We start from the raw sequence: 21,881 nt of genomic DNA, 5'->3' as shown, positions 1-21,881 counted from the left end.
TTTGGTTCGCACTTAAACTTACCACTTTTTCATGCCTTTTTCATATCGTTGCAACAAAGCCATTAATCATTAAAAAAAAGGAGCCGCCTCAAAAAGGTGCAGCTCCCCAAAGTGGATGAATGATAATGCATTGTTTTAGTTAGTATAGGTATGCACACTCTGTTGAGCAGAAGGTAAGTAGTTTACTCCAAACCAACAGATCAGTAATACCACAAAGGCTAAGGCTAAAGACCATAGGGGCGACTTCACAGCCGCCGGATGACGATAACGCAAGTGCATATACACTAGGTAAGCCATCCATGTAAGGAATGCCCAGGTTTCTTTAGGGTCCCAGGTCCAGTAATGTCCCCAAGCTTCTTTGGCCCATAGGGCACCAAAGAGTAATCCCAGTGTCAAGAAACCAAATCCTAGATAAACCAGGTTATTGGCAAGTTCTAGGTTTTTGTGGTTAAAGGTGCTGTAATAATATTGGTATAGGCCATAAACAGCAACCAAAGAAGAGGCTGCCAGAATGGCGTAGGAAAAGATATAGACAATCACGTGAGGCACAAACCAAGGACTTTGCAAGGCTGGCATCAGCGTTTTGTTATAGGTATCCGGATTCATATAGTTAATACCCAAGAAGACCACAGCCATCACAATACTATAGTTCAATAGCCATTTGTACTTCCAACGGGCAAAGGTAAATAACCCTATCACAGGCAGAAAGAAGGAGTACCAAAGGCGGGTTTCTCCTAACGTTCGCATAGGAGGGCGCTCCAGTGTATGCCAAAGCAAACCTATGAACGCTCCTAAGGCGACTACGCCCAACCATCCACTGATCCAGATAATGAGATCTTTCTGTTTGTTATTGGTCAACTGAATTCCCATGGTGACCAGCCACAAGGCGATTGCAATCCCTGCAAAGGCCGGGAAATTTATCCAATTACTCATGATTATTCTTCTGTTTGTAGCCTGTCCACATAATGTCAATTGCGCCTAAAAGCATCATCGCAATGCCTAGGTAAACGATCGGTAACCAAGGGTCCCTTACCAGTTCTACCACACTAAGGGTAGACCAACGTCCCCTATTGCTATCGTAGCTAAGTTGGTAGACTTTCCAGCCTTCTACTTCCAAAGGCTTGTTGACTTCTAGTACCGCTTGTGATTTCTCTCCTTTGTAGGTGAATACTTCGACCTCTGAAGAGAACTTTTTAGCTTCTGGCAGGGTCATGATTAAAGAGAACTCATCCGTCAATGGAAGACCCTCAAATTGTCTACGGAAGCTACCACTACTCACCCAACCTTCCTTGGTTTGTCCAGTGGCAAGGTTGCGGGCAATGACTTTGGCGGCAGGTGCTGCCCCCATTTCGTTTACCGGTTCATAACGTCCATTGGACAAACGAACAGACTCATAAAAGTACTTCTTGACCTCAAATTCCCATCCCATGAGTTCGTAAGGACTATTTTCCTCAATCATGCGCATAGAGTTTCCTTCTTCCAGGTATAGGTTACCAGTCTTGTTATTGACAATACCTAGTTTAGGGGTGAACTCATCTAGTTTGAAGTCCTTCAACTTAAAGGCGATAGGCATTTCTTGCATATTACCTTGGTCATCGTAAGCTCTATATTCTACTTTACCTTCATATAGATCCATCATCAGACGTTCCAGGTCACCGGCTCCCATGGTAGCCGACACAACCGTAAGCCATAGTCCAAAGTGATTGAGGATAAAGCCGATATTTCTTTTTTGGAAAGGAAAGACTCTATTAATGGTGGTGAACCCTAACGTTAGTAAGAAAAAGAACATGGCCAGATTAAAAGGCCAGCTAGTGGTCATATGAGAAAAACCGAAAATATCTTTTTCAACTCCCTGTGTAAAGTTTGCCTGAGGGATAGAACCCATGATCATTACCAGAAATACCACCAGTACAATGGAACTGATAGAAGCAGGTACAGATCGAAGCCATTTTACGATCGAATTATTCTTAAAGGCAAAATGTACTCCGGCAATGCCTGCCCAGAATACAGTCATAAAGATCGCATTGTAAGGAAATATCAGAGGTTGTAATTCTTGTCCAGTACTAACTTGTAAGGCAAGTCCGGTAAGCAGAATGCCTGCCGCCACAAGAAAAGATTCCTTGTATTGCCAGGGAAATACCCAAAGCGGCTTTTGAATAGCTTTTTTGGCTTCTTGGTGAATTGTTTTTGTCATATTGATTCAGAGTGAAGTTGTTGAATCAGTTTGTTTACTTTAATCTGGCTTTCATAAGGGTATAATTCCCCTAAAGACTTTTTGCAAGGTAGTCCTTTGCGAAATCCTCCTGTGTTACTTTGGTCACCCTGGATTATTGATTTTCGTCAATACAAAAAAATAAGGGCACAATACGAAAGTATTGCCCCTTATCACATTGAAGAAATGTGTATCATTCGTGGACTGCTCTCAATCCTAAGAATACTCACATTTATTTTTTAGTCGTAAAGAAAGTAGGCTTGATGACGATCATCGCCCACCCCCAGTGATTCAACTTGGTGTGGTCTCCTCCTTTCAATACTTCCATAGATTCTGTAGCACTCATCACAGAGTAACCTGCTTGAAAGCCTACCTCTTTGGTCAATTGATATTTGGCTGTCAAGTCAATTTCTGTTCCCAGATTCTTATCATAATCAGTTGCTTCTGTCACAATATTTCCCATGGAGTTGAAGACGTGCGCTCTTAGATTAGCCCCGAACTTATCTTTCTTGTAAGAAACACCTGCGTAATGGTCTGCAAGACCTACACTATTGGCGTGGTTCCCTACATAGAAATAGTCCATCAAACCGTTGAACTTGTGGTTTGTACCATAGAATGGAGTGAATGAACGACTGATGCCATCTTCAGCATCCATATCAGTACCCGACAGCAACTCCGTACCGACCATAACTTTTACACCCTTACCAACCGTCAAGAATACTTCGCCCAAAGCGTTGTAAGCCTTTAAGGTTTGGTTCAGGTTATTTTTACCTCCCTGGTAGTATGCAGCGGCATTGACCGCCAAAGTACCATTTCTATATTCTAAGCGAGAGCCATAAAGCTGTGCATAAACAGTTTGTAGATCTGCAGGGGTAGGAGTTGCCACTTCTGAAAACTCAACACCATTGTTTAATAGCATCACGCTCAGGTTCAGTTGTTCCCATTTTTTGTTGAACCATAAGAACTGCATCGCCTTGTAGTTGGATACTTCAAAAGCTGACTTATAAAGCCCTTCTCTGGCTGCATTGGTGGCAATACCAGCGTGTAACTTAAAGTTGTTTTCGTATTTGAATAATGCCAAATCGTGGCTACGTCCTTGTTGTGCCCAGTCTACGTTACCCAAGATACGGGCATCGTCGTAAACCAGTTCTTGACGACCAGCCTTCAAAGAGAACTCTGGAGTGAACAAGATTTCAGCCCATGCCTCGTGAAGCCCTAGGTTATTAGCATCTCCAATCACCAATTGTTTTGTGGCTCCCCAGGTACGTACGTCTTGTACGGATAGACCAACTCTTAGTTTATTTTCTTTGCTGGCATAAAGGAAGCTCAGTCTGGAACGTTGTGATACAAAGTTAGAAGGGACATCAAGATTCTCATCTGCCGGACGTAAGGTCTTGAAGCCTTGTCTGCCCTCAAATCGTGGTTTTAGTTGTCCTGTGATCGTAAAGTCCTGCGCCATTCCCAAAAAAGGAAACAATAGGGTAAGGCCGATAATGTATAGTTTTTTCATAATGAATCAGTATTGCGATAAAAAATGTCAATTGAAATGACGTAAGGACACGCCATTGGCGTGTCCGTGGCACTGTTGTGTTCTTGCTATTGACGTGTCCGTACATTAATTATTTCGCATCGTAACCAGCCTCTCTGGCTTCCGCTGCCGCTTTCCATTTAGGAAGTACTTTTTCCTTAAACTCTTCTTTCTCCTTTCTCAATTTCTCCATTGGAAGACCAATGAATTCTTGCGCTTTCTCTTTAGAAGATAGATCTGGATAAGGAACATCCCCTTTAAGACCAAGTTCGATCAATAGTTTGCTTAGTTTCAGGCGAGCGTCAGAAGCTTTTACCAAACCAGTGCTGACAATTCTACCCAACTCCACAGGAGCGTGGAACGAACCACCGTGAGACGCTGCTGAGAAGTCCCAACGCCATTGTGCGTGACGGATATCCTTCAGGATTGCTTTCATCTGAGCTTCTGTTGCACCAAGGTCCCATGCTTTTTTAGCTTCCACGTGCGCTCTTACCAATTGGATCTCCAGCTCGTCTCTGGTTTCCTTGATTTTGTCCTGACGTTCATAAACGCTTTGGATAAGGTTGCCTTCGCTCTCTCTATGACATACCTGACAAGAGTTCGCTACATTGTTCAAAGGAGACTGGATCTTGTGATCTGTAAACTTCTGTCCACCTTCTGTTTTGTAAGGCATGTGACAGTCCGCACAAGAAACACCTCTTTGTCCGTGAATACCCATTTGGTGAAGCTCGTAGTCAGGGTGCTGTGTCTTGATCATTGGCGCACGGCTCAGTTTGTGAGTCCAGTCAGAGAACTCAATCTCATCAAAATACGCTTCCATATCTTCCACACTCATCCCTTTATCCCAAGGGAACGTTAGGTAAGGCGTGCCTTCTTTACCCGGAAGGTTCTTGTCGAAGTAGTACTCTACGTGACACTGTGCACAAACCAATGAACGCATCTCTTGGTGTGTGGCTTTTTGTATATCTTTTCCTTGACGCTCAAATGCCTCTACAAGGGCAGGGCGAGTGATCTTAAGGTTCATCGTTTTCTCGTCGTGACAGTCTGCACAACCGATAGGGTTGACCACTTCTTCTCCGTGGCGCGCCCATTTTCCTTTATAGTATTCTTCTACGCCCAGCTCATTCATCAAGCGAGGAACGTCTGGTGATTTACAAGTCCAACAAGTGGCAGGCATAGGACCTTCATCTTCATGCATAGGGCCACCTGTACGAAGGGTATTGTGGATGTCATCTACGGCATATGCGTGGCCTCTACCTTGGTTATAGTCTTTGGAGAAGCCATAACCTGCCCATAATACGACTAGGCGAGGGTCTTCTTCGAGCATATCTACCATAGCACCTCCACCGTGCTTACTGCGGAAAGTGGTGTCGGCCGTTTCATAGTAGGATTGAAACTCTCTAGGGAAGTTCTCTCCCCATTTCTCGTTTCTGGGTTCTAAAGGTTTGATAGTTGTTTGAACTTTACCGATAAGAGTAGACTCTGCTCGTCTTTCTGTAATTGAAGATGCTAGAAGTCCTAAGGCAAATACACCTACAAGGGATGCTATAAAGATCACCCATCCAAGGATTGGCTTTTCTTTGATTCTATCGTTGATATTTTTCATATGTGAAGCTTGTTTATAGCTTAATAAAATCTGTTACTTATTTCGTGTGTGTGTCTTTTGTCATGACCTCTTTGAGCCATGAAGGTGTTGGACTATCGGTTAAAGGTACTCTGGCGTGTGGCGTAGAGGATTGACTCTTAACTCTTCCGTGAGGAACTTCTCTGTGACAGTCCCAGCACATCTTACCTTCTCCGTGGTTGCGAGCTTCCAGGTCGATGCCTGTGGTTGCTACGTTTTCGTTTTGATGGGAATGACAGCGTTGACAGTTGTTTTGTACAACATTGGCACTGGCTTCCTTGATTTGTATTACCTGAGGTTCCATTCGTAAGGTGAACATGCTTGCGTGATACAAGCCATCTTTCGCCTTGAAGAAGTATTTGTTGAAGACATTGTCTTGTGGGACATGGCAATCGTTACACGTCGTGACTTCCCGGTGTGAGCTGTGCTGCCATGTAGCATACTCTGGTGCCATCAAATGGCAATTGACGCATGCTTGAGGGTCGTCAGAAAGATAAGAGTAGGCTTTGGATACATAGATAGTATATGCTCCTAAGCCACAGAAGATACCCAGTAGAACGATAACCGGTAATCTCCATCGGGGAGGTGGAATAAAAAAAGTAATCAGCTTTTTCATAGGCATATTTCGATCTTGACTTTCGTATTTGAATACTGCCAATATCTGTGGATCTATGCCTGCGGGTGGGGATTTTGGTTATCCTTTTTTAATGATCAATATCAATCTCCTTGTAACTAACTGTAATACAGTTTTTTGAAGAACTGTAGGTTCGGTAGGTAAACTTAAAAAATGATAAATAAATCTTAAGTGAGAAAAGTTACATAGTAGTGAACAGTGAACAGTTATCAATGAGTCGCTATCGACGAGTAGTAAATAATTGAAAATTAATCATTGAAAATTAAATACCACTACACTAGCAAAGACCCACAGATAGCATCAATTTGCTCACTGCTCACTGCTCACTGCTCACTGCTCACTGCTCACTGCTCACTGCTCACTGCTCACTGCTCACTGCTCACTGCTCACTGCTCACTGCTCACTGCGAATAGGCATGCCTTCTGTCTGTATCCCCTCGGTATTGGCAGTACGGAAGAACTTAGCAACATATACAATACATAAAGCCATTGCCAATCCTAAGCCTAGTATTGCAGTACCAAACCAGTCAGGACTCCAGCCCAGTTGAATGATGACATGTCCTCCCATAACGGCAAATACCATTAGTCGGAAAATCTCCAATAAAGGCGCCCATCTTTTGGCTTCCAGTAATCCACCCCAAGCCGTAATCATAAAGAATATCCCTATACTATAGAATATTCGTTCATTGATGCTAAGTAAGGGGCTACCATCAGCAGCTTGTAGGTTGGTATTGACCGTGATATACATAAACACAAGTCCTAGAACTACTTGAAGCACCAGATAAGGTTTGACGCCCTTAAACTGACGACTTTCAAACTTCACTTGCTCTTTTAAGGTATACCCTGGGCTACCTTCATAGTTTACTTGAGGGGTAACTCCTTTAGGCATCCAGCCTAAGGGCATAAACCATATCTTGACCTTATCGACCAATCGGGGAGCTGCTTTGGCATCTCTCCAGATTTGTGCCCAATATTGGAAGTAGATATTGGTAGGGTCCCAGGTGCGGGGAGGATGCGTGACACCGTAACATACTTCTTCTTCTTCCGCCTGGAAAGTGCCAAACATTTTATCCCATATAATAAGGAACTCCCCAAAGTTCTTGTCAAGGTATTGAGGGTTAACGCCATGGTGTACTCTGTGATGGGAGGGGCTATTAAAGATCTTCTCAAACCAAGGGAGTTTATTGATGACACGTGTATGGTGCCAGTAAGACCCTAATAGGTGGAGACCAACCATAGCATAGATGGTGCTGGCATCCCATCCAATAAGGGGGAGGGGCCAAAAGACTGTGAAAGCAAAGATACGTTGGGTAACACTGGCCCTAAGACCTACACCTAGGTTCATTTCTTCGGAGGAGTGATGAGGCATATGGGCTGCCCATAGGATATTATAGGTATGTCCCCACCGATGGAACCAGTAGAATAGAAAATCGATAAGCAGCAGCAGGAGAGTTAAGGTCCACCAGTTATTCTCTATTTCCCAGATAGCATAGTTGGTATGCAACCATTCGAAGGTTTTTAGGATAATAGCAGCAACGACAAGGTTGACACATTGGTTACCAATTGCTGTTCCGATATTGGCAACCGTATCCTGGAACTGGTAGTATCCATTGCCTTTCCATAAGCAATAGACAATTTCCAAGATGAGTAGTCCGATGATAATAGGTGCACTGATGATGTACACGTTGGTAGCAAAGTCGCTCATGTGGTAAGGGTGTTTATTGTAAATAGTAGGTGTAGTGGGTAATGTTACATAAGATATTAATTTATAATAAACGTTTCAACCAATAGTTAAATCAATTATAAGCGCTTAAGAGCTTGTTTGGAATACTGATTTAGATAGAGAAAATTTCTATAACCTGTTCAAATCAAGTCAGATTTGAAGATAATAGTGGTTCTATTTGATGAAAATATGAGTTGATTTGAGCAGTGATTAGAGGAATTTTCTTTCTGAATCAGTATTCCAAACAAGCTCTAACAGCCATGAATAAGTCATCAATTGAAAATTAATCATTGAAAATTGAAAATTTAAGCAATCACATTAGGCTATTCTGTGGCGATTTTGCACAAAACCAGCTTATACAGACGAGTTATTAACAGTCGTTCATATCCGTTAAGTGCCATTAGGGAAATTGGCAAACGAAAAGGTAGGGTATTTTGTCTTATAGATGTCTGCGACATTGAAAGGATGGTCAAGGATACCAAAAACAATAACAGACAAAACTATTTCGATTCAATTATAGCAGTTATGAAAGTTACAAGAAGAACAATTGCCACGATTATTCTCGGGACAGGACTTGCATTTTCAACCTTCTCATGTAAAGATCAGAATGATCCTATTACAGATCTTGGAGGAGATAAAGGTAACCTGATTGATAATGGAGGAAACACCGATGGGGATGACAGTGATGATTCTCAAATAGATAATAATATAGCTTTGGCCGAAGACGAGGTATTAGTGGACGGTCAGGTAAGAAAAGTAGATTACTGGATTGAAACCTCAGATACTTATGTGAAGGCATCTGATAAGCCAGAGTGGAACAAGCCAGGGGTTGTTTTGGCCTTCCGAGCAGGTACAGGTCCTCGTCCAAGGTTGACATTGATCGGGTTTAAGGGATCAGCGAGTGAACCAATCGTTATTACCAATAAGGATAAGGTAGAGATTGCAGGTACCGATGCCGGTCAGCACGCTTTGAAGTTTATTGATGCACAGCACGTTCGTGTGTTGGGTAACGGTAACCCGAAGCATTACTATGGTATCCATATCTCGGAGTCCGGATCATCAGGATTCTCTTTTGATGGGAAATCTACTGACTTTGAGGTAGCGTATACGCATATTGAGAACACGGGATTTGCCGGTATCCTGGCAAAAACGGATGATGCCCAAGGCTGGACGATGACAAATGTACGTTTGCACCATAACCATATTCACCACGTACACGGTGAGGGGATGTATATTGGTCAGACGAAAGTAGATAAGGCCCACGATATCGTTGGTTTGAAAGTGTATAACAACTTGATTCACGATACAGGATGGGATTTGTTCCAGGTAGCCAACGTAACCGGTGATATTGAGGTGTATAACAACACGATGATCAACGGGGGTACGTCAGGCGTTCCAATGCAGAACCAGGGATTCCAGATTGGTGACTGGTCAACCGGTAAGTATTACAATAACATTATTGCCGATACACATTCAAGGTTCTTGTTTATCAAGGGTGGTCACAGCATTGAGTTGTATAACAACTACTTCTCAGGAAGTGGTAAGGACGTAGAAGGAGCCTTCCTGAAAACAGAGGCAAGGGTAGACCGTGGAGCAATGCTAGAGATCAGAGATAACTTCTTCCGTGATTACGAAGGTGTCTTGTTTAAGTCAATGATTGCCAGTCATGGTGTGTTGATCAAGGACAACAAGTTCTCACCAAGAGGTGATGCCAAGGTGATTGAGTATTCAGGTGGTAACCCAAATATGCACACCCTGGAAGGCAATGAAACGGTAGAACTACCGAAAATCGAGTTGGACGGAAACTATAGAATTAAATCAGGTTCATACTACCATGGTATGGAGATGGGTTATGAGGTAGAGTAATTTCTTCCTTAAAGATGATAACAAGTTGAGAGAATCCCTCTTCCGCAGTTGATGTGGAGAGGGATTTTTTAGTCTGGAGTTATGAGTTATGAGTTATGAGTCTGGAATGATGAGTTTATCTTTTTCTTCAAACTCCAAACTCCAAACTCCAAACTCCAAACTCCAGACTCCAGACTCCAGACTCCAGACTCCTAACTCTCTGAAAGTTCATCATTGAAAATTGAAAATTTAAGCAATCACATTAGGCTATTCTATGGCGATTTTGCACAAAACCAGCTTATACAGACGCGTTATTAACAGTCATTCATATCCGTTAAGTGCCATTAAGGGAATTGGCAAACGAAAAGGTAGGGTATTTTGTCTTATAGATGTCCGCGACATTGAAAGGATGGTCAAGGATACCAAAAACAATAACAGACAAAACTATTTCGATTCAATTATAGCAGTTATGAAAGTTACAAGAAGAACAATTGCCACGATTATTCTCGGGACAGGACTTGCATTTTCAACCTTCTCATGTAAAGATCAGAATGATCCTATTACAGAATTGAAAGGTGAAGATGGTACAATGATAGATAATGGCGAATATGCTGATGAAGAGAGTGAAGGAAGTGAAAAGGAGATCGGTAATATAGCCTTGGCCGAAGACGAGGTATTAGTGGACGGTCAGGTAAGAAAAGTAGATTACTGGATTGAGACCTCAGATACTTATGTAAAGGCATCTGATAAGCCAGAGTGGAACAAGCCAGGGGTTGTTTTGGCCTTCCGAGCAGGTACAGGTCCTCGTCCAAGGTTGACATTGATCGGGTTTAAGGGATCAGCGAGTGAGCCAATCGTTATTACCAATAAGGATAAGGTAGAGATTGCAGGTACCGATGCCGGTCAGCACGCTTTGAAGTTTATTGATGCACAGCACGTTCGTGTGTTGGGTAATGGTAACCCGAAGCATTACTATGGTATCCATATCTCGGAGTCTGGATCATCAGGATTCTCTTTTGATGGGAAATCTACTGATTTTGAGGTAGCGTATACGCATATTGAGAACACGGGATTTGCCGGTATCCTGGCAAAAACGGATGATGCCCAAGGCTGGACGATGACAAACGTACGTTTGCACCACAACCATATTCACCACGTACACGGTGAGGGAATGTATATTGGTCAGACGAAAGTAGATAAGGCACACGATATCGTTGGTTTGAAAGTGTATAACAACTTGATTCACGATACAGGATGGGATTTGTTCCAGGTAGCCAACGTAACCGGTGATATTGAGGTGTATAACAACACCATGATCAACGGGGGTACGTCAGGGGTTCCAATGCAGAACCAGGGATTCCAGATTGGTGACTGGTCAACAGGTAAGTATTACAATAACATTATTGCCGATACACATTCAAGATTCTTGTTTATCAAGGGTGGTCACAGTATTGAGTTGTATAACAACTACTTCTCAGGAAGTGGTAAGGACGTAGAAGGAGCCTTCCTGAAAACAGAGGCAAGGGTAGACCGTGGAGCAATGCTAGAGATCAGGGATAACTTCTTCCGTGATTACGAAGGGGTATTGTTTAAGTCAATGATTGCCAGCCATGGTGTATTGATCAAGGACAACAAGTTCTCACCAAGAGGTGACGCCAAGGTGATTGAGTACTCAGGTGGTAACCCGAATATGCACACCCTGGAAGGCAACGAAACGGTAGAACTACCGAAAATCGAGTTGGACGATAACTATAGAATTAAATCAGGTTCATACTACCATGGTATGGAGATGGGTTATGAGGTAGAGTAATTTCTTCCCTAGAGATTATAACAAGTTGAGAGAATCCCTCTTCCGCAGTTGATGTGGAGAGGGATTTTTTAGTCTGGAGTTATGAGTTATGAGTCTGGAATGATGAGTTTATCTTTTTCTTCAAACTCCAAACTCCAAACTCCAAACTCCAGACTCCTAACTCTCTGAAAGTTTATCATTGAAAATTAAAAATTTAAGCAATCACATTAAGCTATTCTGCGGCGATTTTGCACAAAACCAGCTTATAAAGACGCATTATTAACAGTCGTTCATATCCGTTAAGTGCCATTAAGGGAATTGGCAAACGAAAAGGTAGGGTATTTTGTCTTATAGATGTCCGCGACATTGAAAGGATGGTCAAGGATACCAAAAACAATAACAGACAAAACTATTTCGATTCAATTATAGCAGTTATGAAAGTTACAAGAAGAACAATTGCCACGATTATTCTCGGGACAGGACTTGCCTTTTCAACCTTCTCATGTAAAGATCAGAATGATCCTATTACAGAATTGAAAGGTGAAGATGGTACAATGATAGATAATGGCGAATATGCTGATGAAGAGAGTGAAGGAAGTGAGAAGGAGATCGGTAATATAGCCTTGGCCGAAGACGAGGTATTAGTGGACGGTCAGGTAAGAAAAGTAGATTACTGGATTGAGACCTCAGATACTTATGTAAAGGCATCTGATAAGCCAGAGTGGAACAAGCCAGGGGTTGTTTTGGCCTTCCGAGCAGGTACAGGTCCTCGTCCAAGGTTGACATTGATCGGGTTTAAGGGATCAGCGAGTGAGCCAATCGTTATTACCAATAAGGATAAGGTAGAGATTGCAGGTACCGATGCCGGTCAGCACGCTTTGAAGTTTATTGATGCACAGCACGTTCGTGTATTGGGTAATGGTAACCCGGAGCATTACTATGGTATCCATATCTCGGAGTCTGGATCATCAGGATTCTCTTTTGATGGGAAGTCTACTGACTTTGAGGTAGCGTATACGCATATTGAGAACACGGGATTTGCTGGTATCCTGGCAAAAACGGATGATGCCCAGGGCTGGACGATGACAAACGTACGTTTGCACCATAACCATATTCACCACGTACACGGTGAGGGGATGTATATTGGTCAGACGAAAGTAGATAAGGCCCACGATATCGTTGGTTTGAAAGTGTATAACAACTTGATTCACGATACAGGATGGGACTTGTTCCAGGTAGCCAACGTAACCGGTGATATTGAGGTGTATAACAACACCATGATCAACGGGGGTACGTCAGGTGTTCCAATGCAGAACCAGGGATTCCAGATTGGTGACTGGTCAACCGGTAAGTATTACAATAACATTATTGCTGATACACATTCAAGATTCTTGTTTATCAAGGGTGGTCACAGCATTGAGTTGTATAACAACTACTTCTCAGGAAGTGGTAAGGACGTAGAAGGAGCCTTCCTGAAAACAGAGGCAAGGGTAGACCGTGGAGCAATGCTAGAGATCAGGGATAATTTCTTCCGTGATTACGAAGGGGTATTGTTTAAGTCAATGATCGCCAGTCATGGTGTATTGATCAAGGACAACAAGTTCTCACCAAGAGGTGATGCCAAGGTGATTGAGTACTCAGGTGGTAACCCGAATATGCACACCCTTGAAGGCAACGAAACGGTAGAACTACCGAAAATCGAGTTGGACGGAAACTATAGAATTAAATCAGGTTCATACTACCATGGTATGGAAATGGGTTATGAGGTAGAGTAATTTCTTCCTTAGAGATGATAACAAGTTGAGAGAATCCCTCTTCCGCAGTTGATGTGGAGAGGGATTTTTTTAGTCTGGAGTTATGAGTTATGAGTTATGAGTTTTAATTTTTTCTTGAGGATAACTCATAACTCATAACTCATAACTCATAACTCATAACTCATAACTCATAACTCATAACTCATAACTCATAACTCAACTCCGTTCCACGCCTTAATTTTCTCCATCATATACAACAAAATACCATCCTTCATGCCTACTCCCGGTACAATAATACGGTGGGCATTGACCATTTTCATGGTGCGTATATAAATGTCGGAGGCTGGGAGAATGACATCAGCTCGGTCTTTATTCATCTTGAGCTTCTGTATACGCTCTTCAAAGCTATGTTGCTCAATAAATAGTTGTAGTTCTTCCAGTTCTTCCAGAAAAGTAGTTTTACTCTTTTGCTCACTCTGAGGAGACATATTAAAGAGTTTATTGATATTTCCCCCTGTACCGATAGCAATGAACTCCTCTTCAGTGTCGATATCTAAGGTATGCAGCCAATGTTGCATTTTTTCAAAGATCTCTTCTCTTTCTTCATCGGAGAGTAACGTGCTTCTAACAGAACCAATCTTGAAAGACTTGGAGGCAATCTTTTTTTGGTTAAGGAAGATGTTTAGTTCTGTACTACCACCGCCCACGTCGATATGCATGCATGGATATTGTGGAATCCAGTTTTGTATGGCCATATGAATGATGTCCGCTTCCTGATTTCCATCTATAATATCGATCTTGAGACCGTGTTGATAGTATACTCTTCGGATAATTTCCCGACCGTTTTCTGATTCCCGCATCGCAGAGGTGGCACAAGCCATATAGTCATCCACCTCATAGACGTCCATCAATGTTTTGAACACTTGCATCAGCTTGACGAATTTCTCTTCAGTGACTCTACTGAGCTTTCCCATGCGGAATACGTCCTGTCCGAGACGAAGAGGAAAACGAATCTGTTCTATTTTCTTATAAGGCTTTTTATTGTTCTGGTCTTCGTTGAGGTTAACCACCTGAAATCGGATGGCATTGGAGCCAATGTCTATGGAAGCGAGTCGCATGTGTTGTGTAGTTTAGTTAGTAGTGTCTAAAAAGGTAAAAGGTAAAAAGTAATAGGTAAAAAGTAAAATGTCATTAACATACCATACCTTTGACCTGATACCTTTTACTTGATTTAAACGAAAAAGCCATTCTTACCCTTGATCGTTCCAAATTCAAAAATAGTAACTTGCTCATAGGTTTCTCCTGGCTTTAGAAAGGCAGAAGGAAAGTTTTCTTGATTTGGGGCATCTGGGAAGTTTTGTGTTTCTAAGCATAAAGCCCCGAAGTCTTCGTAGGTAGTATCTCCTTTCCCTTTGGTGCCACCCAAGCCGTTGGCAGTGTACAGTTGCATGCCAAGCTCTGTGGTTTGAACTTTCAAGAACCTACCCGACGCAGGGTCTGTCACCTCAGCGGCAGCAGAGAGTGTTTTGTCGGTTTTATTGAGGACAAAATTGTGATCATAACCGTTGCCAATGATAATTTGAGGATGCTCCTCTTTAATGTCCATACCAATCTTTTTGGAGGTGGTAAAGTCAAATGGCGTACCTATTACTTCCGCTCGCTCTCCTGTCGGAATGCAATCTTTGTCTACAGGTGTATAGTGATCAGCGTTGATCATCAATTCATGCTGCAGGATATTCCCTTTCCCAGATAGATTGAAATAGGCGTGGTTGGTGAGGTTGATGACGGTTTCTTTATCCGTAGTGGCCTGATAGTAGATTGCCAGTTGATTGCTGTTGGAAAGGGTGAAGTACAGGGTAACCTGTAGATTACCAGGGTATCCTTCATGCCCATCAGGGCTTAAGTGCGTCATTTTGACTGCAGGTAAACCATTGTGCTCACTGATTTCACTTTCCCAGATTTGTCGGTGAAAGCCGTCGGGTCCGCCGTGTAGGTGATTGGGACCATTGTTAACGGCAAAGGAGTATTCTTTTCCATCAATTTGACATTTTCCGTTGGCGATGCGGTTGGCAAAACGACCCACAGTAGAACCAAAAAATGGATGATCTCCTTTTAGTTCTTCTAAAGTATCCACTCCTAAAGTGATGTCAGCAAGTTCTTCTTCTTTATCTACTGTAAAGATTTCAAGGATATGTGCCCCATAATTTGTGAGTGTTACTTTCGTTCCTTTTTCATTTTCTAAGTGATAACGATAGACATTTTCTTCGCTCCAGGGAGATTTGGTAATGGTAGGCTTATTCATCTTCTGTAATTTTGGTTAATAAGGTGAATGGATGTGATGAGGTATAGAAATACCTTGGTTCATTCTTTTGCGTAAGCAATATATTACAGGAAGATAGTCAGGGCAAAAAATTGAAGTATATAAAGGGAAAAAATAAAGGAGATCGGGGTATACCTGATCTCCTTTATTGTATAGGGTTATTTTCCCAAAGGACTACTTATTGGCAGCTGTAGCCGAAGGATGTGGCTTGTAGATTGCGCCAGTAGCAAAGTCAATTACAGCACCTGGCCAGAACAGTAGAAGGTCGGCTACCAAAGCACCTACGCGGATTTCTCTTTGTGGCTCACCTGCAGCAGGTCTTGTTCTTTGGTAATCAGTGATTGGACCACCAAATACAGTAGCACAGCTAGAAACAGAAACAGCTACAAGCGCAATAGCAACGAATTTGATAACGTTTTTCATTTAGAAAATTAGTTTTTAGAAAATGGATAAAAAATAATCACTCAAAAAGAGTATAAAGAATGATTAGGATATGTTGTTTGATGGGATAAATCTCAGTATCAACACTTCACTAATCTTGTTTTTGATATATAGTCATGAATGCCATTTCCTGAAAAGAAATAGGATATAAAATCAATAGGAAGCATTCTTGAAATCGTTCGAATCAGGATCTGTCCAAAAGAAGGACTCTGCTCTCCCTGAAGGCTTACTACTTGTGACTTTGTTAGGAATTTAGCCGGTGTTTTCCCCAATAACCACTCAAAAAGAAAATAGTATAGGTAGTAAGTGACAATCAGTATGTTGCGAACAATATGTTGCTCCAATGTAGATTGTAATAAGAATGAAAAACTGAAGGCAATCAGTAAAAAAATAAGGTTGTCGATAATGAAATTTAGGCCTCTTGTTACGCTATTCATCTCTGAATAAGAAAAAGTGAACGAATGATTTGATTAGAAGACACATGAAAAAATGTGTTCGTCAAAAAAGTTTTTGGTTAGGTCGAAATAAAATAATTTATCCAATTAAACCTAGTGAATTTCAAGTTTATTTATCGGACACTGTTCTAGTGGATTGATTGCTAAGTAAACTTATAACTGAGTGCTACTTTCAAACAGTTGAAGGATAAAGGAGGAAGGAAGAATGATTATTATCCAGAGACTTCTATACCTTCCTCCTTTATCCATTTGGAAGTAGTCCCTTTATTTCTATCAGAAAACTTAGTGTTTAGTCCATTAGTGTTATTGGCCTCCAAACTAAAAAAAAGCCTACCCCAAAAAGAGGTAGGCCTTCAAGTTATATGCGTAGTCTGCTAAGCAGTAGTTGCTTACATCATGCCTGGCATTCCACCACCCATTGGAGGCATTGCAGGAGCAGCACCACCTTCTTCTTTCTCTGTAGAAACTACACACTCTGTAGTCAATAGAAGAGAGGCGATAGACGCAGCGTTCTCTAGTGCCAAACGCGTTACTTTCGTTGGATCGATTACACCATTTTCTACTAGATCCTGGTACTCATCGATACGAGCGTTGTAACCATAGTTTCCGTCTTTTGCCAATACGTTGTGAACGATTACTGAAGGCTCAAGACCAGCGTTCTCAAGGATAGATCTCAAAGGAGCCTGAATCGCTTGACGAACGATCTCGATACCGTGGTTTTGGTCGTCATTGTCAGCTGCAAGTCCTTCCAGTGCAGAAGAAGCTCTTAGCAAGGCAACACCACCACCGACAACGATACCTTCTTCAACCGCCGCTCTAGTGGCTGCCAATGCATCGTCTACACGGTCTTTCTTTTCTTTCATTTCAACCTCAGTCGCTGCACCGATATAGATGATCGCCACACCGCCAGCTAGTTTAGCCAAACGCTCCTGAAGTTTCTCTTTGTCGTAGTCAGAAGTAGTGTTCTCGATCTGAACCTTGATTTCTGCTACACGAGATGCAACAGCATCAGAGCTACCAGCGCCGTTTACTACAGTCGTGTTATCTTTGTCGATAATCACTTTCTCTGCAGTACCTAGCATATCGATCGTAGCATCCTCTAGCTTCATACCAGTCTCTTCAGAGATTACTACACCACCTGTTAGGACAGCGATGTCCTGAAGCATAGCTTTTCTTCTGTCACCGAAACCAGGAGCTTTAACCGCTGCTACTTTCAGCGCACCTCTGATTCTGTTTACTACCAATGTAGCCAATGCTTCAGAGTCTACATCCTCAGCGATGATTACTAGAGGCTTACCAGTTTGTGCAACTGCCTCCAATACAGGAAGAAGTTCTTTCATCGTAGAAACCTTCTTCTCGTAGATCAAGATGAATGGAGACTCCATCTCCGCTTGCATCTTTTCTGTGTTGGTTACGAAGTAAGGAGAAAGGTAACCTCTGTCAAACTGCATACCTTCTACAGTTTTCACTTCAGTTTCTGTTCCTTTTGCTTCCTCAACAGTGATCACACCGTCCTTACCAACTTTTTCCATCGCTTCTGCGATCATTGTACCGATCTCAGAGTCGTTGTTTGCAGAGATAGTAGCTACTTGCTCGATCTCTTTGTTGTTGTTGATCGCTTTAGAGTTACCTTGAAGGGCAGCTACCAATGAAGCGACCGCTTTATCGATACCACGCTTCACGTCCATTGCGTTTGCACCGGCAGCGATGTACTTGATACCTTGTGTGAAGATTGCTTGCGCCAATACCGTTGCAGTAGTGGTACCGTCACCTGCCATATCAGCAGTCTTGGAAGCAACTTCTTTTACCAACTGAGCACCCATGTTTTCGATAGGCTCAGATAGTTCGATTTCTTTAGCTACAGAAACCCCGTCTTTAGTAACGTGAGGAGCTCCGAAAGATTTGTCAAGGATTACGTTTCTACCTTTAGGTCCCAAAGTAACCTTTACAGCGTTAGCCAATTTGTCAACACCTGCTTTAAGGCCTTCTCTAGCCTTAACGTCAAAGAATAATTCCTTTGCCATATTTATATTTCGTTTTGAATGAAATGTCTATTTTTAAACTATTTTTTCGGAGGCTAAGAAGTCCTCCTGAGTAGATTCCAGTATGCTTGAAGCGATCTGGTATCATTTGGTTTGGTACCTTTGATTAGATGATTGCGTAGATATCCGCCTCTCTCATAATCAGGTAATCTTTCCCTTCGTGCGCTAGCTCTGTACCTGAGTATTTGCCATACAATACAGTATCACCAACTTTTACTGTAAGAGGCTCATCCTTTGTACCTGGTCCTACCGCTACGATGGTTCCTCTCTGAGGTTTTTCCTTTGCATTATCTGGAATGATGATGCCTGAGGCAGTAGTAGTTTCTGCAGCTGCTGGCTCCACCAGCACTCTGTCAGCAAGTGGTTTGATGTTTACTGTTGACATATTGATAAATAATGTTTAAACGTTTTTTGAACTCGAAATTATAGTATTTCGCATAAGGACTTATCACTTCTCGTGCCATTATGAAAATTGGGAGGATTTTGAGGTATTTTAAGAAGAACGGCTGTCAAATTTGCTGTTGAAACCTGACAAATTGAGTTAGTATACTGACAGCGTCGGGGAGGGGTGACAAAAAGGCAGTGAACAGTGAATAGTTATCAGTGAGGAGTTATGAATTATGAATTTTAAATTTATTCTCAAGTAAATTCATCACTGATCAGTGATCACTGATCACTGTTCATTGTTCACTGATAACTGCCTTTCCTTTGTTAATGTTATTTTACGCAGTTGCTCAATTTTCCAGATTTTTTTACATTATCTTACATAGACACCAATAAATTAACTACCACATATTTGCTTATTCCCATCTATGAAGCCAAAATTTTCGCATGAAGAGTCTTTTTACAAGACACTCTTGAAGCAAAAAGAACGTTTGACCTCACAACTGTACCAGGCGCTAAGGCGTGATTACCAATTGACGGCTTTTCCCGAAAGGTTGAAATGTTGGTGGAAACTTACTTACTATGAGTTTATGAATGAATTAAGGCAGCTAAAAGTCAGAAGCACTACCTTGATTCAAGAAGATTGGAGAGAGTTTTTTACGTATATGCGGGAGCAAGCGATTCACTTGGATCGTACGATACAGTTGATAGAGAAGCAGAAGTAGTATTTTTGAAGAAAGGGCGACCCTTGTGGTCGCCCTTTCTTTTTTACTTGATCTTCACTGGTGTCAGTGTAGGAACAATCAGGTGAACAATAGTCAGGATAATCAGGTAAGAGACTCCTGCGACCAAGAACATCCAGAAGTAAGCTCCCTGCCCGAAAGAATCCAGGTAATGGCCTAGTAAGAAATCAATACTCATCCCTGTAACGGCACCAATCATTCCGCCAATCCCCACAACAGAAGCAATCGCTTTTTTAGGCATAATATCAGAGGCCAGGGTAAATAAGTTAGCGGACCAAGCCTGATGCCCTCCTGAAGCCAAGGCAATCAAGGTTGCAGCAATCCACTGGTTGTCGGTAAGTGTTGCAAAGACTACTGGTACAATACATAGGGCACAGATCAGTAAAGAGATCTTTCGAGCTTTATTCAAGGTCCATCCTTTGCCTATAAAGAACTTAGACAGATATCCTCCTCCTATACTTCCCAAGTCGGCAAACACATAGACAATGACTAAAGCAACGCCTAGTTCCTTGATGCTTACACCAAAGGTATCCTTGAAGAACATTCCACTCCAGAACATAAAGAAAAACCATACCCCGTCGGTCATTTTGCCAATAGCAAAGGCCCAGGTTTCCTTTAGCCTTGCCACTTTTGACCATGAAAGGGACGCGTGCTCTCTTTCTTCTCCTTCTTCAATATATTCCAGCTCAGCCTGATTCACAGCGGGGTGTTTTTCGGGTTTACGATACATGGTAAACCACAGAAAGACCCAAAGCGCACTGAATACTCCTGTTACTAGGAAAGAGTACTGCCAGTTGGTGCCATCTTCTGAGACAATTAATCCTACAGCAATAGGGGCAAGGATCGCTCCTACATTTGATCCAGAGTTAAAGATCCCCGTAGCGAAAGCACGATCTTTCTTAGGAAACCATTCAGCCACAGACTTAATGGCTGCGGGAAAGTTACCCGCCTCTCCAAAGCCTAGTCCAAAACGAGCAATAATGAAAGCTATTAACCCAAAAGCAGGTTTAAGTAAGGCATGCGCCATGCCAAAAACACTCCAGGTGGCGATGGCGACAATATACCCAATACGAGTGCCAAATTTATCAATAACACCGCCCATGGAAAGCATGCCGATGGCATACGCCATTTTAAAGGCAATGTTGATAGTGGCATAATCGGTCTTGCTCCATTGGAACAATTGTTCTAGCGTAGGTGCCAATACCCCCATGATGCTTCGATCCATATAGTTGATGGTCGTCGCTGTAAAAAGCAAGGCTAGAATACGGTAGCGATAATTACTTTTCTTTTCCTTGTTGGGGGTAGGGGATGGAGAGGCAACAGTAGCCGTCTCCTTGAGGTTAGTCGTATCCATAGTAAGTAGTGTGTTCAGTTAAGGTAGCGTAAAAGATATCATATTTATTCTTCCCCATGGGGCTTGCCAATGGTGGCCAGAATACCCCCATCCACATAGACAATATGCCCATTGACAAAATCAGAGGCCGCAGAAGCCAAGAAAACAGCGGCACCTTGCAAGTCCTGCGGATCACCCCAGCGAGCCGCAGGAGTACGGTTGAGGATAAACTCATTAAAAGGATGTCCTTCTTCTCGAATTGGGGCAGTTTGCGTGGTCGCAAAGTAACCAGGGCCAATACCATTGACATTGATATTGTACTTGGCCCATTCCGTCGCTAGGTTACGGGTCAACATCTTTAGACCTCCCTTGGCAGCGGCATAGGCCGATACACTGTTTCTGCCTAGTTCACTCATCATGGAACACATGTTGATGATCTTTCCACCTCCCTTTTCTTTCATATGTGCCCCTACATATTTAGACATAACGAATGGGCCTACCAAGTCAATGTCTAATACTTTTCGGAAGGTATCTACGCTGAGGTTTAGGGCTGGGGTACGGTCAATAATTCCAGCATTGTTGACCAAGATATCCACTCCTCCTCTCTCTTTATCAATACGCTCCAAGGCTTCCTTGACAGAGTCTTCATCCGTCACATCGAAGTGGTAGCCATAAGCTTCCAATCCTGCCGTTTTATATTCTTCCAGAGCAGCTTGTAGTTTATCCTCAAATACATCATTGATGATAAGTGTAGCACCAGCTTCTCCCAGCCCCTTGGCGATGGCCATACCCAGGCCATGGGTGCCTCCGGTAATCAAGGCATTCTTTCCATCTAATCGAAAACGATCTAAAATCATGGTTTATTTCTTCAGTGTGTTGTGTAATGTGTTTGTTGGAAAATGTTTACGGGCGCCATGCAATGGTTATCGGTTATTGTTTATCGCTTATCGTTTAAAAAAAATGTTGAAAAAAGTCTATCGATTATTGCTTATCGTTTAGGGGTAAAATAATTTTCTTAACCGATAACCGATAACCGATAACCGATAACCGATAAC

The 21,881-nt window shown here is 42.4% G+C and carries 18 protein-coding genes; 4 read left to right on the top strand and 14 right to left on the bottom strand.

Features of this window, described 5'->3' with window-relative positions:
* Window positions 1-135: 135 nt before the first annotated feature.
* The 6 genes from ccsA to ABD985_RS08570 all read right to left on the bottom strand — a co-directional run bounded on the left by ccsA (window position 136) and on the right by ABD985_RS08570 (window position 7,702).
* Window positions 136-933, bottom strand: coding sequence for a cytochrome c biogenesis protein CcsA (ccsA, locus tag ABD985_RS08595; protein WP_345370926.1), 798 nt, complete (start codon window positions 931-933; stop codon window positions 136-138).
* Window positions 926-2,194: a cytochrome c biogenesis ResB family protein gene (locus ABD985_RS08590; RefSeq protein ID WP_345370925.1), complete on the bottom strand. Its 1,269-nt coding sequence runs from the start codon at window positions 2,192-2,194 to the stop codon at window positions 926-928. Before ABD985_RS08590 ends, ccsA begins: the two co-directional genes overlap by 8 nt.
* Window positions 2,195-2,444: 250 nt before the next feature.
* Window positions 2,445-3,722, bottom strand: a complete 1,278-nt coding sequence (locus ABD985_RS08585; RefSeq protein WP_345370924.1) for an alginate export family protein — start codon at window positions 3,720-3,722, stop codon at window positions 2,445-2,447.
* 109 nt (window positions 3,723-3,831) lie between these two features.
* A complete protein-coding gene (nrfA, locus tag ABD985_RS08580) occupies window positions 3,832-5,346 on the bottom strand; it encodes an ammonia-forming cytochrome c nitrite reductase (RefSeq protein WP_345370923.1) in 1,515 nt (504 codons plus the stop codon).
* Window positions 5,347-5,383: 37 nt separating this feature from the next.
* Window positions 5,384-5,980 carry a cytochrome c nitrite reductase small subunit gene (gene nrfH, locus ABD985_RS08575; protein WP_345370921.1) on the bottom strand — a complete coding sequence of 199 codons (597 nt, stop codon included), beginning with the start codon at window positions 5,978-5,980 and terminating at the stop codon, window positions 5,384-5,386.
* 411 nt (window positions 5,981-6,391) lie between these two features.
* On the bottom strand, window positions 6,392-7,702 hold the full coding sequence (locus ABD985_RS08570; RefSeq protein ID WP_345370919.1) for a sterol desaturase family protein: 1,311 nt from the start codon (window positions 7,700-7,702) through the stop codon (window positions 6,392-6,394).
* 543 nt (window positions 7,703-8,245) lie between these two features.
* Here ABD985_RS08570 and ABD985_RS08565 point away from each other — a divergent pair.
* The 3 genes from ABD985_RS08565 (at window position 8,246) to ABD985_RS08555 (ending at window position 13,129) form a co-directional block, all read left to right on the top strand.
* On the top strand, window positions 8,246-9,586 hold the full coding sequence (locus ABD985_RS08565; protein ID WP_345370918.1) for a right-handed parallel beta-helix repeat-containing protein: 1,341 nt from the start codon (window positions 8,246-8,248) through the stop codon (window positions 9,584-9,586).
* Window positions 9,587-10,034: 448 nt separating this feature from the next.
* The gene (locus ABD985_RS08560; RefSeq protein ID WP_345370916.1) at window positions 10,035-11,375 is read left to right on the top strand and encodes a right-handed parallel beta-helix repeat-containing protein; all 1,341 of its coding nucleotides are present in this window, start codon (window positions 10,035-10,037) and stop codon (window positions 11,373-11,375) included.
* Between the two features lie 413 nt (window positions 11,376-11,788).
* Window positions 11,789-13,129: a right-handed parallel beta-helix repeat-containing protein gene (locus ABD985_RS08555; protein ID WP_345370914.1), complete on the top strand. Its 1,341-nt coding sequence runs from the start codon at window positions 11,789-11,791 to the stop codon at window positions 13,127-13,129.
* A gap of 188 nt (window positions 13,130-13,317) precedes the next feature.
* On the opposite strand, the gene ABD985_RS08550 is transcribed toward ABD985_RS08555, so the two are convergent.
* The 6 genes from ABD985_RS08550 to ABD985_RS08525 form a co-directional block, all read right to left on the bottom strand.
* Window positions 13,318-14,226 (bottom strand): Ppx/GppA phosphatase family protein, encoded by a 909-nt coding sequence (locus ABD985_RS08550; protein WP_345370912.1) that lies wholly within the window; start codon window positions 14,224-14,226, stop codon window positions 13,318-13,320.
* Between the two features lie 113 nt (window positions 14,227-14,339).
* Complete coding sequence (locus ABD985_RS08545; protein ID WP_345370910.1) at window positions 14,340-15,410, bottom strand: aldose epimerase family protein; 1,071 nt, start codon at window positions 15,408-15,410, stop codon at window positions 14,340-14,342.
* Between the two features lie 192 nt (window positions 15,411-15,602).
* Window positions 15,603-15,851 (bottom strand): hypothetical protein, encoded by a 249-nt coding sequence (locus tag ABD985_RS08540; RefSeq protein WP_345370909.1) that lies wholly within the window; start codon window positions 15,849-15,851, stop codon window positions 15,603-15,605.
* A gap of 98 nt (window positions 15,852-15,949) precedes the next feature.
* Window positions 15,950-16,306: an RDD family protein gene (locus ABD985_RS08535; protein ID WP_345370907.1), complete on the bottom strand. Its 357-nt coding sequence runs from the start codon at window positions 16,304-16,306 to the stop codon at window positions 15,950-15,952.
* A gap of 407 nt (window positions 16,307-16,713) precedes the next feature.
* Window positions 16,714-18,348, bottom strand: coding sequence for a chaperonin GroEL (gene groL, locus ABD985_RS08530; RefSeq protein ID WP_345370904.1), 1,635 nt, complete (start codon window positions 18,346-18,348; stop codon window positions 16,714-16,716).
* Between the two features lie 124 nt (window positions 18,349-18,472).
* Window positions 18,473-18,751 carry a co-chaperone GroES gene (locus ABD985_RS08525; RefSeq protein ID WP_345370902.1) on the bottom strand — a complete coding sequence of 93 codons (279 nt, stop codon included), beginning with the start codon at window positions 18,749-18,751 and terminating at the stop codon, window positions 18,473-18,475.
* A gap of 427 nt (window positions 18,752-19,178) precedes the next feature.
* On the opposite strand from ABD985_RS08525, the gene ABD985_RS08520 reads away from it, so the two are divergent.
* A complete protein-coding gene (locus tag ABD985_RS08520; RefSeq protein ID WP_345370900.1) occupies window positions 19,179-19,475 on the top strand; it encodes a hypothetical protein in 297 nt (98 codons plus the stop codon).
* A gap of 43 nt (window positions 19,476-19,518) precedes the next feature.
* On the opposite strand, the gene ABD985_RS08515 is transcribed toward ABD985_RS08520, so the two are convergent.
* Both ABD985_RS08515 and ABD985_RS08510 read right to left on the bottom strand, forming a co-directional pair.
* On the bottom strand, window positions 19,519-20,847 hold the full coding sequence (locus ABD985_RS08515; protein WP_345370897.1) for an MFS transporter: 1,329 nt from the start codon (window positions 20,845-20,847) through the stop codon (window positions 19,519-19,521).
* 44 nt (window positions 20,848-20,891) lie between these two features.
* The gene (locus ABD985_RS08510; protein WP_425550440.1) at window positions 20,892-21,683 is read right to left on the bottom strand and encodes a gluconate 5-dehydrogenase; all 792 of its coding nucleotides are present in this window, start codon (window positions 21,681-21,683) and stop codon (window positions 20,892-20,894) included.
* Window positions 21,684-21,881 lie beyond the last annotated feature (198 nt).

Source organism: Algivirga pacifica (assembly GCF_039543525.1).
GTDB lineage: Bacteria > Bacteroidota > Bacteroidia > Cytophagales > Flammeovirgaceae > Algivirga > Algivirga pacifica.
This window is presented reverse-complemented; position numbering and strand designations above follow the sequence as displayed.